12 protein-coding genes are annotated in these 13,561 nt (G+C 34.8%); 5 read left to right on the plus strand and 7 right to left on the minus strand.

Annotated features, from left to right (window positions below):
- Window positions 1–1,338 carry a dihydroorotase gene (locus CSC80_RS08290; RefSeq protein WP_099190971.1) on the plus strand — a complete coding sequence of 446 codons (1,338 nt, stop codon included), beginning with the start codon at window positions 1–3 and terminating at the stop codon, window positions 1,336–1,338.
- Window positions 1,335–1,769, plus strand: a complete 435-nt coding sequence (locus CSC80_RS08295; protein WP_099190973.1) for a DUF4296 domain-containing protein — start codon at window positions 1,335–1,337, stop codon at window positions 1,767–1,769. The genes CSC80_RS08290 and CSC80_RS08295 overlap by 4 nt, the downstream gene beginning before the upstream one ends.
- Here CSC80_RS08295 and CSC80_RS08300 read toward each other — a convergent pair.
- Window positions 1,750–2,757 (minus strand): NAD-dependent epimerase/dehydratase family protein, encoded by a 1,008-nt coding sequence (locus tag CSC80_RS08300; protein ID WP_099190975.1) that lies wholly within the window; start codon window positions 2,755–2,757, stop codon window positions 1,750–1,752. The genes CSC80_RS08295 and CSC80_RS08300 overlap by 20 nt on opposite strands.
- A gap of 104 nt (window positions 2,758–2,861) precedes the next feature.
- Here CSC80_RS08300 and tyrS point away from each other — a divergent pair, with 104 nt between their 5' ends.
- The 3 genes from tyrS to CSC80_RS08315 all read left to right on the plus strand — a co-directional run bounded on the left by tyrS (window position 2,862) and on the right by CSC80_RS08315 (window position 5,310).
- On the plus strand, window positions 2,862–4,157 hold the full coding sequence (gene tyrS, locus CSC80_RS08305) for a tyrosine--tRNA ligase (protein ID WP_099190977.1): 1,296 nt from the start codon (window positions 2,862–2,864) through the stop codon (window positions 4,155–4,157).
- Between the two features lie 100 nt (window positions 4,158–4,257).
- On the plus strand, window positions 4,258–4,791 hold the full coding sequence (locus CSC80_RS08310) for a hypothetical protein (protein WP_099190979.1): 534 nt from the start codon (window positions 4,258–4,260) through the stop codon (window positions 4,789–4,791).
- 72 nt (window positions 4,792–4,863) lie between these two features.
- Window positions 4,864–5,310, plus strand: a complete 447-nt coding sequence (locus CSC80_RS08315; RefSeq protein ID WP_099190981.1) for a hypothetical protein — start codon at window positions 4,864–4,866, stop codon at window positions 5,308–5,310.
- A gap of 3 nt (window positions 5,311–5,313) precedes the next feature.
- On the opposite strand, the gene CSC80_RS08320 is transcribed toward CSC80_RS08315, so the two are convergent.
- The 6 genes from CSC80_RS08320 to CSC80_RS08345 all read right to left on the minus strand — a co-directional run bounded on the left by CSC80_RS08320 (window position 5,314) and on the right by CSC80_RS08345 (window position 13,471).
- Complete coding sequence (locus CSC80_RS08320) at window positions 5,314–7,839, minus strand: DUF3857 domain-containing protein (RefSeq protein ID WP_180268590.1); 2,526 nt, start codon at window positions 7,837–7,839, stop codon at window positions 5,314–5,316.
- Between the two features lie 79 nt (window positions 7,840–7,918).
- Entirely contained in the window at window positions 7,919–8,896 is a 978-nt protein-coding gene (locus CSC80_RS08325; RefSeq protein ID WP_099190985.1) for an acyl transferase, read from the minus strand.
- Between the two features lie 73 nt (window positions 8,897–8,969).
- The gene (locus CSC80_RS08330; protein ID WP_099191462.1) at window positions 8,970–9,293 is read right to left on the minus strand and encodes a T9SS type A sorting domain-containing protein; all 324 of its coding nucleotides are present in this window, start codon (window positions 9,291–9,293) and stop codon (window positions 8,970–8,972) included.
- Between the two features lie 178 nt (window positions 9,294–9,471).
- On the minus strand, window positions 9,472–9,780 hold the full coding sequence (locus tag CSC80_RS08335) for a T9SS type A sorting domain-containing protein (protein WP_074670238.1): 309 nt from the start codon (window positions 9,778–9,780) through the stop codon (window positions 9,472–9,474).
- A gap of 193 nt (window positions 9,781–9,973) precedes the next feature.
- Complete coding sequence (locus CSC80_RS08340) at window positions 9,974–10,495, minus strand: hypothetical protein (RefSeq protein WP_074670237.1); 522 nt, start codon at window positions 10,493–10,495, stop codon at window positions 9,974–9,976.
- 138 nt (window positions 10,496–10,633) lie between these two features.
- The gene (locus CSC80_RS08345) at window positions 10,634–13,471 is read right to left on the minus strand and encodes a TonB-dependent receptor (RefSeq protein WP_058104943.1); all 2,838 of its coding nucleotides are present in this window, start codon (window positions 13,469–13,471) and stop codon (window positions 10,634–10,636) included.
- Window positions 13,472–13,561 lie beyond the last annotated feature (90 nt).

The following is a 13,561-nucleotide window of genomic DNA, read 5'->3' on the forward strand; positions in this document are numbered from 1 at the left end:
ATGGGTAAAATAGTATTGAAGAACGGTACAATTGTTAATGAGGGAATAGTACAGGAAAAAGATATTCTAATAGTTGATGATGTAATTTCAAAAATAGCCGATGATATTTCTGATGCGGCTGCAGAGGTTATAGATGTTGCCGGTATGCATATTTTACCTGGGGTCATAGATGATCAGGTACATTTTAGAGAACCGGGCCTTACCCATAAAGGAACTATAGCAACAGAAAGTAGAGCGGCACTTGCTGGTGGTATAACTACGTTTATGGAGCAACCCAATACTACGCCGCAAACAACTACCATAGAGAAATTGGAAGAAAAGTTCGCAACTGCATCAAACTCTGCGTTTGCAAATTATTCTTTTCTATTTGGGGGAACCAATGATAATTTAGAGGAATTAAAAAGACTTGATAAAAATGCCTGTTCGGGAATAAAGTTGTTCTTAGGTTCTTCAACGGGCAATATGTTGGTAGATGATGAAAAAGTCATTGAAAACATATTCAGTAATACAGAGATGGTCATTTCTGCACATTGTGAAGATGAAACGACCATACGTGAAAATCTTGCGAAGTACAAAGCGGAGTACGGTGATGATATTCCGGTAGAGATGCACCCTATTATACGAAGTGAAGAAGCATGTTATTTGTCTTCATCAAGAGCAATTGCATTAGCTAAAAAAACAGGGGCAAGGTTGCATGTGTTTCATTTGTCTACCGGAAAGGAAACAGATCTGTTTCGTAACGATATTCCGTTAGAGCAAAAGAAAATTACGGCAGAAGTATGTATACATCATCTTTGGTTCTCAGATGCTGATTATGCAAATAAAGAAACACTGATCAAGTGGAATCCGGCGGTTAAAACTGCTAAGGATCGTGATATGCTCTGGAATGCCTTGTTAGATGATAGAATAGATGTAATTGCAACAGATCACGCACCTCATTTATTAGAGGAAAAAAACAATGTTTATACTAAGGCACCTTCTGGCGGACCATTGGTACAACATGCCTTGAACGCAATGCTTGAAAAGGTCAAGGACGGTACCATTACCTTAGAAAAAATGGTACAGAAAATGTGCCATAATCCTGCAATATTGTTTCAGATAGAAAAACGAGGGTACATTCGTGAAGGCTATTATGCAGATTTGGTAGTAGCTAATTTAAATAGCCCTTGGACGGTAAGTAAAGAAAATATCGCTTATAAATGTAAATGGTCTCCTTTTGAGGATACTACGTTCTCATCTAAAGTGGTACATACTTTTATCAACGGTCATTTGGGATATAGCAATGGTGTGTTTTCTGAAAAACGAAATGCAAAAAGACTTACATTCAACAGATCATGAAACAGTTTCTATTTCTAACGCTGGCGGTGGTGTTATTTTCTTCTTGCGCGGAGGAACTTATTGAAAAACCGGATAATTTAATACCAGAAGATAAAATGGTCACCATAATTAAAGATATGGCCATTGTTAATGCCGGTAAAGCTACAAATCTTAGTAAGCTTAGGGAAAACGGTGTAGATCCAACGTCTTATATCTTTAAAAAGTATGAGATCGATAGTGCACAATTTGTAAATAGCGACAGGTATTACGCATCTAAACCACTGGTTTATGAAACTATGTACAAACAAGTGGAAAAAGAATTGGAAGAGCAACGATTAAAATTGGAAGCAGAAAAAAAAGTACGTGACAGTATTAACAAAGCAGAGAAGGTTAAAAAAAATATTGACCTTAAAGAGAAAGACTCAACGTTGATCAAGAGTGTTCAGCAATAAATAGCTTTGATGAAAAAGTAATCTGCTCGTCCAAGCTCTCAAAATCGGTTTTTATGACCTGTTTAATTTTTGAGTTGTTGAAAATACTAGGGTGTTTTAAACCGTAAATGGTATTTTTAGTAATGGTTCTGTTGCTACCGGTAAATATTGTTTTTAATTTATCCAGTATTCTTCCAATATTCAATTGCCAAAACTTAAGTGGTTTTGTGGGAGGTCTTTTTCCCATGGTCAAAGCAATTTTATGCAGTACGTCTTTATAAGAAAGATTTTCGGCCACTAGAATATAACGCTCACTATGAATATTAGAATTCATTAAAGTCGTCATTATCGTTACAACATCTGTAACGCTAATAAAACCAGATCCTCCAGGAGGGTAGTAGTTATAGCCTTTAGATGCTGTTTTGAAAAAAGAACCGCTGCCGGAATCCCAAAATCCCGGACCAAGAATTACGCCGGGGTTTACAATGACCACATTTAAATTTTCTTGGGCGCCGCGCCATACTTCCATTTCTGCAAGGTATTTTGTAATGGCATAAGGGTTGGCGTTTTGTCGGGTCCAATCGGTTTCTTCGGTTGCAGTTTCTCCATTGAGTGTTCTTCCAATAGTGCCTATGGTGCTTACGTGGCATAGCTTGTTGATACCCGCAGCAATACAAATGTTTACAATATTGGCGGTACCTTCTCTATTAACTCGTTCCAATTTTTTGAAATCGGAAGGGTCAAAAGAAATGAATGCGGCACAATGATATACTTGGGTGATTTTTACAATTGCATTTTCTAAAGAGGGGATATCTAAAATATTGCCCTGGATCCATTCAATTTGGTTGAAAAGGGAAAGGGAGTCATCCGTGTAATAACTAAAGATTTTTTTTACTTGAGAAAGTTTGTCCGCAGATCTATATAAAGCCCTGACCGCAATATTTTCCCTTGTCAATTTCAGTAGCAAATGCGACCCCACCAAACCTGTGCCTCCTGTGACTAATACCATAATTCAAATTTAGGAAATACAGGTGGATAAATTCATGCTTTAAACTTCTGGGTACTGGCAAGAATTCCATTTATATTTGCAGTTCAATTAAAATTAAGCAAGAAATGACAAATTTTGTCAAAGAATTACAGTGGCGCGGTATGTTGCATGATGCAATGCCAGGAACAGAAGAACATTTATTGGAAGATATGCAGTCTGCTTATGTGGGTATTGACCCTACGGCAGATTCTTTACATATAGGTCATTTGGTGGGCGTAATGATGTTACGTCATTTTCAATTGGCAGGGCATAAACCTTATGCGTTGATCGGTGGCGCTACGGGTATGATCGGTGATCCATCTGGTAAATCTGCAGAACGTAATTTGCTTGATGAGAAAACGCTACGTCATAATCAAGAGGCATTAAAAGAGCAATTATCTCGTTTCTTGGATTTTTCAGGAGACGAAGAAAACGCTGCGGTATTGGTCAATAACTATGATTGGATGAAGAACTTCTCGTTCTTGGAATTCATTAGAGATGTCGGTAAGCATATTACCGTAAATTATATGATGTCTAAAGACTCTGTAAAGAAACGTCTTTCAGCAGAATCAAAAGAAGGCATGTCCTTTACGGAATTTACTTATCAATTGGTACAAGGGTATGATTTTCTTCACTTGTATAAAGAGCATAACTGCAGCCTTCAAATGGGCGGTAGTGATCAGTGGGGCAATATAACCACGGGTACAGAATTAATTAGAAGAATTGCCGGTGGTAAGGGGTATGCTTTAACCTGTCCGTTGATTACAAAGGCAGACGGTACTAAATTCGGTAAGACAGAAGGTGGTAATGTATGGTTAGATGCGGAAAGAACATCACCTTATAAATTTTACCAATATTGGTTGAATACCTCAGATGAGGATGCGGATAAGTACATTAAAATATTTACTTTCTTAGATCAACAAGAAATAGAGGAATTAATTGAGCAGCATAAAGAAGCACCACATTTAAGATTGCTTCAAAAGAGATTGGCAGATGAAATTACCGTAATGGTACACTCCCAAGATGATCTTGATAATGCGGTAAGGGCCAGTCAAATTCTGTTCGGTAAATCTACGGCATCGGATTTAAAGGGGCTGAACGAAAAAACGTTCTTGGATATATTCGAAGGTGTACCGCAAGCGGAACTTTCTAAATCTGAGTTGGCAGACGGATTGGATATGATAGGTGCATTGGCTGCTAAAACAAACTTCCTGGGGTCAAATGGTGAAGCAAGAAGAGAATTGAAACAAAATTCTATTTCGGTAAACAAAGAGAAGGTTAAAGAAGACTTTTTAATTACTGAAGATGATTTGATCAATAATAAATTTGTGCTTTTACAAAGAGGAAAGAAAAATTATTTTGTACTGGTTTTCAATGACTAAAATGAAAACGTTTTTTGGCATGGAATAATTCTTTAAGTATCCCCTTAGTTATTAAAATAATTAAGGGGATACTTCGTTAATAAGCATAAACCCCTGAATTATGATCAAGAAGTATATTTCCATTATCTGTTTATTTGCCATTTTTTCTTCATGTGACAAATTAGATGAACTTACAAAGTTTGATATGGAATATAGTCAACGTGCTACCATACCATCTTCTGCGGGCATAGATTTACCTTTTGATGTTTTTACGCCAGAAATGGAAACGAACTCAGAATCTACTTTTGAAGTAAACGATACTAGAAAAGATCTCATAGAGGAAATTAAGCTCACCGAGTTAGAATTGGTAGTCATTTCTCCTGATACTGCAGATTTTAGTTTTTTAAACGCTATAGAGGTTTATATTTCGGCAGATGACCTAGAAGAAATTAGAATAGCTTACTTAGAAGAAGTGCCTGAAGATGCAGGCAATGTAATAACATTAGATACCTCTGATGCTGATTTAAAAGAGTATATCAAGAAAGATCAATTCAGTCTAAGGTTAAATACTGTAACCGATGAATTAATGAGTACCGATCATGAATTGGAGGTGAACTCTACGTTCTTTGTAGACGCCAAAATTTTAGGTCTTTAATAATTTAAGATTGCCTTAACGCAACGTTATGGACACTAGGGTATCTTGTAATTACTTACAAGTCTTGGTGCTATGAGAAATTATGCAATTTATATTTTGTTAATAGTTACATTGGCTTCTTGTGCCAGTAATGATGATTATGGTTTAGCATCTACACAATTTGTGTTTTCAGAACAAAAATGGGTGTTGACACAAATGTCCGGAAGTTTCCAAAATTCTGAAACTAAGGGCGAGGATATGGAGTGGCAAGAATATTATATTTTCTCTCCAGAAGGTACTTTTGTAAAATCTAGAACTGTGGAAGAAGAAGTAATGGAGGCAACCGGAAGTATTGAGGTTTTAGAATACGATGACGATCCAAATCATTATTTAGAACTCACTTTTGAAACAGGGAAAGAGTTAGCCGGTAACTGTACGGGCGATAATAAAGAAATACTGATCTACAGAAGTTCAACTGAAATTTCTAGTTTATGGATGGCCTGTGATGGTCCTGGGTTAGATTATCAACTGGTCAAATAATTGTTATTGCACAGTATTTTTAATGAATGATTCTGCTGTTATGGATTTGCTTTTGTTGTAAGTTGTAACAAAAGTATGTTTAACCCGATCAGAATATAGAAAATATGGTATCCAAATAGCGGCAGATAATGCAGTCCTAAAAATATCAGAACCAACAGTTGGGTCCGGTATACCAAATTGATTCAATAAAAAACTTTCCAATAAAATGATAACTAGGTTGCAACCGTAGAAAATCCTCATCATAATTGGTGTACAGGTTCGTTTTTTAAATAGCAGAATTATAGTAAGGATTACGAATACTAAAAATGTAAAGTTGTAAAAAAGTTCCATACCTAAATACAACTTTAAAAAGCCTACATTGTCATAACCAGCATATTCAAAGCCTTCCCAAATACTATTGTTAAAATATCCGGTGTCAAATATTTGAGCTAAGATGAGAATTGGAGTAAGAACTATACCGATAATGGGCAAAATTAACCACCCGCCAAATGGTTGTGCAGGTAAAGCTGCAATTTCATTATTTGGGTTGAAATTTTTGAAAATTTTGAATGCAAAAAAAATGCTTATGGCAATAGCCGAAATTGCTATAAAAACTGAAAGCCAGCTAATGCCAGATGTGGCGGTGTTATAGGTATAGGTTAATTGAGTGCCAATATCTTCTCTTACCTTGTCAAGGCCGTTCAAAAATGTCTCGGTTTCTTTTGCGGGTACTATATCTGTTTTTAGTTCATAACTATAATCTATAGTGACCATATTACCGTTAACATTAATACTTTTCTTAAAGCTATAAAAATCATTATCTATTACAATGTCTTTTAAATCTATGTACCAAGGTTCTGGCATTAAAATACGGGTTACTTGGGTAAAGCTAAATGGTATGCCGGCATTGTAGGGCATATTTCTCTTTAATGAATTGTTGTAACTAACTAAACCATCTAACACCAAAGAATTGGTGTCGAAATAAATGGTTTCTTCTCCCTCAATTGTGTTCCATAATTTTTCAATGGAATAATGCTCATTTGTTGTAACTATATTTTCATAAGGTCTTGTTTCGTCTAATAGGCTCACCTTGCCGCTAGAACTTATATTAGGGTAAAGGTTACTATAAAAACTTAAGTATTCTTTATTGATGTTTTGTTCGGTATTATTTTTAAAGTACGATCTTATCTCGTCGGCTTTACTACCAAAATATTCAGTTTTAACATCAAATTTTGCATTGCCGCCTATAGAATCCAATGTAATATCTTCTACTATATGGATGTTTGGTTTCGTAGAATTAGGTATTTCTTTAAGTTGGTTACTACCTTCTTTTAATACCAATCCAAATTTATAATTTGGCGTGGAAAGTCGATAAAGGTCTCCGCCTTGGTTGGCTATTGTAGGGTCTACAAAATACTCTTTGTCATTGTGTTCAAAATAGACGATACAATGATCAAAAATAAAGTGGTTAGGAGCATATTCATTTAAATGATCATTTGATCCGCTGTCAACTAAGATTGGATAAGCGTCCACTCCTTGTTGTTGCAGTAATGTAGATAATAGCATTGATTTGTCTTTACAATCACCGTACCTGCGGTTCAATACATCATATGGTTTGTGCGGTTTAAATGCACCTACACCGGCCTCAAAACCTAAATATCTAATATCATCTTGTACAAACCTGATTAGCTTTACAATGACATCTTGTTTAGAATCTAAGTTTTTGTCAATTGTAATAGGCAGTTTTAATGGCGTCCTTGGTATTTGGTAATGCGGTGTTAGCAATTCAGAAACATCTTTCCAGCTATTAAAAGTTGAAATGGAAATTCTTTTTTGCACGTTATACCAATACGGGGTATTGCTATCGTAAATTACAAATTCATTGCTATTGTTTTCCCAGGAATATTCTGTCCCAAAACTGGTATTTTCAATTTTAGGCTCATTGGCCCCATTTAATAATTTATAAAATATTGGGTTGTTTTTATCTGTTAAGACCTTACTGTATATTTTATTGACGGGTATAGTGTATTCCTCGTAAACTAAATTAGCGTAATTTCCTTTGTTTATAGGGTTGTAACCTTTTAAGGTGTAAGCATATTCAACGATATCACCAACTCTTATGTCCGATAGATTAATTACCGCAGTTAAGGAACCATCATATAATGAGCGCTCTAAATTGGTCTCTCTTTGGAAAGTATTAATAGTTGCGTTTTGTAGCTTATCTATTTTTTCACCATTACGAATAACTTGTATTTTGTGAAAAGCTATAGTTTGATATGCAGGGTCAAAAACAGCATTTATGTCAGACATTTCTTGAATGCCTTCATTGTTTAAAATTTTAACCGCATAATGTATAAATTGCTCTTTTTGAACTAGATTATCCTGATAATCTAAAACCAGATATTTGTAAGCACCCTCATTATTAGGTTCTTTTTCTTCTTGGTATATAATTGGGGTTACCCAATTTGGAAGAGGTGTTTTTTTTACTTTTTGTGCATTAATAGTAATGCTGAATATTAGATGTATGAAGAGATAAGTATAAAGGCGCATTAACATTTATTTACCGTAAATATGTTAATACACAACGTTTGGGTTTTATAAAACGTATAATTAAAAATTATTTGAACAATTAAAGCACCATAAGGTTACAGCCACGTACATCACTATTATCAAACCTACCGATTATTTCAAAAGTACCATCATGATTGATTTTTCCAAGGTCTTGTGTGGCAATGAACGAGCAAGAATTGATATTGGCAAGGTCAATGACATTGATTCCGCCAGATTTACCGTTCTTTAAATACGTAAGCGGGTCTTCAGTGTCCCTTACCAAAATTTTCATCCAAGAAGGGCAATCAAAAACACCGTTACCTTTAGAGTAGGCTTGAGAAAGTAGTTCTGTCATTCCATATTCAGAATGTATGTGTGGTACACCAAAACCTTTAGAAAGTAGTTCATGTAATTCTTGTCTCACAATTTCTTTTCGGCGACCTTTCATGCCTCCGGTTTCCATTACTACTGCATTCTTTAAGTCTAATTGATACTGCTCTGTAAACTCCAGTAAAGCAAAAGATACCCCTATGATCAATATTTTGGTATCTGTTTTTTGTAGTTCTACTAGTAGCTTATAAAGCTGTTCATATTCATTTAGAAAAAAGCCACTTTTTGGGTGCTTTGATTTTTTGATCAAATCATCTGCCATATAGATCAGTGAAGATCCAGTACGTTCCAAATAAGAAGGTAAAAGGGCAAGTACACAATAATCTTCAATATCACCATAAAAATGATTGAATGCCTTTAAATAGCTTTCTTCATATAGACTAAGATCGGTAACATGATGTTTACTTGTTTCACTTCCTGTAGTACCACTACTGGTAAAGGTTATTTCTGCAGCATCAGTTGAGCTGAGAACACTTTTAGATTTGAAAAACTCAATGGGCAAAAACGGAATCTGTTCTAAAGTTTGAACAGCATTGGGGTCTGTATTTAAATAGGAGCAAAAAGCTTTGTACACTGGGTTGTGCGTGTGTTGAAACTTAAAAATACGCAATGCATGATGTAAAAAATCAGCTGCCGTGCGTATGTCAAAAATAGCATTGTGTTCCATGGTTCTTGCCTAAGGGGACAAAGGTACTGAACCAAATTATTTTTATGTATTTGTACCGTAATTAAGTAAGCTTTTATTTCACCACGAGTTTACGGGTAATAGATTTGTTGTTTTCGGTCACTTGAACAACATATACGCCTGGTGAAAGTTTTGAAATATTCAATGCTTTGGCAGATAGTTTATCGGTCAATACTAATTCGCCAAAAACATCATATACTCTAATTTCCTTTAAAGAGTTCTGTTGCGTAGTAACATAAACAACATCTGCAATTGCCGGATTTGGGTATAATTTGAATCCGGTAATTTCATCATTGTCCAAGTTGTTGATGTCTATGGTGTCTTGGGCATATAAACCAACGGAGACTACCATAAATAGCATTAAGTAGATTTTCTTCATTTTGTATTGATTTGGGGTCAACACTACAAATGTAGATAGAAGTGTAACTGGTACACTGAAAATGTTGTGAAAGCTAATTTTATGTAGGTCAATGAAATAGCCTTTGCATTTCATCGTAAATATGTGTATTTAACCGATGGTGATTTGTTAGAAAAGTTGTGGATAGTAGCGGCTAAGTTTACTTTACGATCAACTTACGTGTACACATTTTGTCCTTTTCAAGAACACGTAATACATAAACGCCCGCATCTAAATCAGATAAATTTAACTCCTTGCCTAGGATGGTCGTTTTTAATAACAAGGTTCCAAAAACGTCATATATGAAAATTTCTTTTGGAGCGTTGAGATTGGTAGAAATGTAAACTTTACCTGTGGTAACCGGGTTGGGGTACATGGTAAAACCACCTATATCCCCATTGCTTTGGGTACTTTGCCCATAGCTGAAAGAAATAATAAAAAAGAAGAGGATTAGGTAAAGGTGCTTCATATATAGCTGGTTACAAATGCTATGCCACAAATATAGGAATTTAACACGCTCTTGTATTTTTGTAGGAGGAGATATTGTGAAAAGATCGATGAAATGCAAAATAATCGATGAAATACACTATTTATGACTTGAGCTACCTGTTTTATTGGGCTTATAACTGGCGTGTAGTCCTGGATTGTAAGAATATTTTTAATTAATCTTGAAGATTAAAATAATCTACCAGCTCATTGTAATCCCTATAATCTAAAGTTCCTGTAGGGATATCTCTAATTTTGTAAATATTTAAACCAATAACCGTTAGGTTTTTAAGTTCAAAACTTGAACCAAAATCACTGGTTCCATCAGCACTTTCAATATATATGGTATAGTCTAATTCTTCAAGGTCGTTTCCTCCTTCGTAGGATATGCGATAGTCTTTATCTAAATCTATATAAGCTAAAGGTTTCATTTCATTTAAATTGGGATCTTCAAAAAACAAAGATATTAAGTGAATTTCTTCAAAATTGATTTCCAAATCAAAGTCTCTTAATTTCAATGTAATTTCTAAGGAATCTTTTAAGATCTGAGTTCCTAAAGGAATTAGAAATGCATCATCATTAGATATTGGTGTTAATATTTCATCAGATGTTGACTCGTCTACATTTTCTTCTTTTGAGCAAGACACTAAAAAGATTGTAATAAAGCTAGCTAAAAAAAAGGTAATTTTTTTCATCATTTAAATATTAAGACTCTGATTAAAATTAAAATATAATTATACATCTACTGTGGGTAAAATGTTATCAAATGGTTATCGATTTTAATAATGAAAAAAGCCCGCAAATTGCGAGCTTTTAATCATTGTGTTTTTAAGATTTTAGAACTGGTAGCTATATCCTAATGAAATAGCCTGTCCTGGATATCTTGAAGAAAATATTTGATCTTGGGCGCCAAATGACTGATAAACACTTTCAAATTTATCATTTAAAATATTTTCGAACTTCAATGATATTTTGCTGCTGTTGTCCTTGCCAAATTCTTTGCTTAAATTAAATTTTAAATTGTGAAATGGTAATGTGTACACATCTGGGATATCACCGTTACCAACAATTTCTAATGTTTTACCTTGAACATTATAGACAAGACCACCTTGCCAGCCATTGTCGTTATTGTCATAGCTGAAGCCTACATTTAATAAAAGGGGAGATTGTCCTTGTAATTGTCTATAATCATCCAGTGTTTCGCCAGTTCTAAGGTTGTCACGTCTTGCTGCCTCTTCATCTTCGCTATACGATTGTTGTGATTCAATAACCGAAATGTTAGCATTAAAAGAAAAATCTTCCCATCCCGGTATAAAGCCCATATTTCTTCTGAACTCAACTTCGGCACCAAATACTTTTGCATCACCTAAGTTTAAGGGAATAAATTGACCTCTTGCCTCCCTGATAAAAGTTAGTTCAATAGGGTCGTCAAAAGTTTTGGCAAAACCACTAATGGCAAAAAAGTTTGTTCCTTCACCGTAAGCTTCAAATCTAATATCATAGTTATTGATATAAGTTGGTTGAATATCAATATTACCGATAAAGAATGTACTTGAAACCGGGTCAAAGATTTGGGCATTTGAAGCTTCTTTAAAGGAAGGTCTTGCTGTAGTACTAGAGAAAGATGCTCTAATTTTCTTATTTGCCTCTTCGTTTAATTCGTATATGAAATTAGCAGAAGGAAAAAAGTCAGCTTTGTCTAGAATATTTACATTATCAAAAACTTCACCATCTTGATTTTCACCTGTGTAATTAAGGTCGAATTTTTCAAACCTTACACCGACAATAGCGTTGAAACGGTCGGAAAATTTAAATTCGTCACCAACATACCCTGCCCCAACTGTAATCTGTGAGTTGAAAGAGTCGGAAATGTTAGAATCACGTCTAACATATGTTCCTTCTCTTGTTTCAGGGTTATAAATATTCTCAGGAGCTAAAACTAAATCTGCATTACCTCCAAAGTTAAGGCTGTAATTACCTGATTGCGATTGAATTGGAGTGGAAAATTGGTTAACTACAAAATCTCTTTCTTTAATAGTATATGCACCACCAAATTTAAGCTTTGCATCTCTACCAAATAATTGATGCTTTCGGGTTAAGTCTAACTTACTGGCAACATTGTATTCTTCTAGATCTCTCCAAATTCTACTTGGGTCTCCAGATTCACTTGGTGAAATGGTATAACTACCCGTTTCAGGATCAAATCTAAAAGGTGTAGTCCTAAGATCCTTATCGTAAATTTTTGAAAAAGTTGGTGATACCTTCCAAGATACTTTCCAAGAACCGTCTTCATTTGTGTGCTCACCATTTAATAAAATATTGGTGATAGATCGTTGAGTATAAGTTAATACATCTTTGAAAATGGTATTAGAGTTAACATTAAAGTTATCTTGCCTAAGGTAAGAAGCGCTAGATTCTCCATTTTGAATATGAAGTACGTTTAATTTGTATTTAGATTGTAGGCTTTTTAATGAAATTCCTGCAAGACCACTGATTAGTACATTATTAACACCTAAGTTTCCTGACTGTGTTCTATCATCGGTCAATTCAAGTACAGATTTATCTTGATCTTGTTTTCTAAAAACCTGTCCACTAACAATGTCCTCGTAAAATTCGGTATTGTTTTTATAGGTTAGTGAAGCTAAATAGCCTAATTTTTTACTACCATCTTCATTAAGGTTGTATTGATTGCCAGCAGTAAAGCCTAAGTTGAAGTCCATGCCGCTCTGTTCTTCAAGTGCCTTTAGGTTAGGCTCCAATAATCTTGTCAATGCAGCTGATCTATTACCGTCTGTAACAGGTAAAGGGGTTTCGATATGTTGTGGTATTGCCAAATCTCTTTGACCATTATCAAAACCTAATGCATCTGTTGGGCTACCATCATATTTTAAATAGTTGTTTTTAAAATGCATGCTAGAGTTATAGCCCAAGCCTGCAGAAAAACTATACTCTGCTCTAGATGGAAAATCTTTAGTGACGATATCAACTACACCACCTGTGAAATCTGCAGGTTGGTCAGCAGTTGCCGATTTAACAACAATAATATTATCAAGAATATTAGTTGGGAAGATATCTAATTGCAATGTGTTTCTATCTGGATCAAGACCAGGAACATCAACACCGTTCAAAATAGATTTGGTGTAACGGTCGCCCAATCCACGTACGTAAACAAATTTACCTCCTTGAACAGAAACGCCAGGTACTGCTTTTATGGCACTGGCAATATCACCTGCACCAGATTTTTTAATACTTTGAATGGATAAGCCATCTAAAAGTGCTACCGAATTCTTTTGTAGATTTAAAACGGAAGCTTCTGTATTCTTACTAACGGTTGTAGTAACAACAACCTCATCCAATGCGTTTGCAAGTGGATTCAATGTAATATCTATAATTTGTTCGGCACCGGGTTTAACTATAACCTCTGCTACCTCCTTGGTTTCGTAACCTAGATAAGAAAAAGTAACGGTATAGGTGCCTGGCTCTACATCTAGAACATATTTTCCATCAAAATCTGATGTAGTTCCTTTTGTTGTTCCTTTAATAAGAATATTGGCAAAAGGTAAGACGTCATTAAATTCACCGTCATTCACAGTTCCTGATATTATACCTTCTTGTGCAGATATAATTTGTGCGGAAAAGATGGTCAGTAAAATTAATAATAACTTGAGTTTCATAAGTAATGAATTGAAAATGTTAAAAAGAAATAAATTGCTCGCCTACAGATATCCTTAAGGCGAGCAATTATTATGTGTAACTATTATTAA

Origin of the sequence: Maribacter sp. 6B07 (assembly GCF_002700155.1) — a bacterium.
Taxonomy (GTDB): domain Bacteria; phylum Bacteroidota; class Bacteroidia; order Flavobacteriales; family Flavobacteriaceae; genus Maribacter; species Maribacter dokdonensis.

Bases quoted from the DNA above. Each gene is read 5' to 3' on its own strand.
- CSC80_RS08320 (WP_180268590.1), bottom strand. From the start codon at position 7,839: ATGCGCCTTTATACTTATCTCTTCATACATCTAATATTCAGCATTACT.
- CSC80_RS08300 (WP_099190975.1), bottom strand. From the start codon at position 2,757: ATGGTATTAGTCACAGGAGGCACAGGTTTGGTGGGGTCGCATTTGCTA.
- CSC80_RS08295 (WP_099190973.1), top strand. From the start codon at position 1,335: ATGAAACAGTTTCTATTTCTAACGCTGGCGGTGGTGTTATTTTCTTCT.
- CSC80_RS08335 (WP_074670238.1), bottom strand. From the start codon at position 9,780: ATGAAGCACCTTTACCTAATCCTCTTCTTTTTTATTATTTCTTTCAGC.
- CSC80_RS08340 (WP_074670237.1), bottom strand. From the start codon at position 10,495: ATGATGAAAAAAATTACCTTTTTTTTAGCTAGCTTTATTACAATCTTT.
- CSC80_RS08325 (WP_099190985.1), bottom strand. From the start codon at position 8,896: ATGGAACACAATGCTATTTTTGACATACGCACGGCAGCTGATTTTTTA.
- CSC80_RS08330 (WP_099191462.1), bottom strand. From the start codon at position 9,293: ATGAAGAAAATCTACTTAATGCTATTTATGGTAGTCTCCGTTGGTTTA.
- CSC80_RS08310 (WP_099190979.1), top strand. From the start codon at position 4,258: ATGATCAAGAAGTATATTTCCATTATCTGTTTATTTGCCATTTTTTCT.
- CSC80_RS08345 (WP_058104943.1), bottom strand. From the start codon at position 13,471: ATGAAACTCAAGTTATTATTAATTTTACTGACCATCTTTTCCGCACAA.
- tyrS (WP_099190977.1), top strand. From the start codon at position 2,862: ATGACAAATTTTGTCAAAGAATTACAGTGGCGCGGTATGTTGCATGAT.
- CSC80_RS08315 (WP_099190981.1), top strand. From the start codon at position 4,864: ATGAGAAATTATGCAATTTATATTTTGTTAATAGTTACATTGGCTTCT.
- CSC80_RS08290 (WP_099190971.1), top strand. From the start codon at position 1: ATGGGTAAAATAGTATTGAAGAACGGTACAATTGTTAATGAGGGAATA.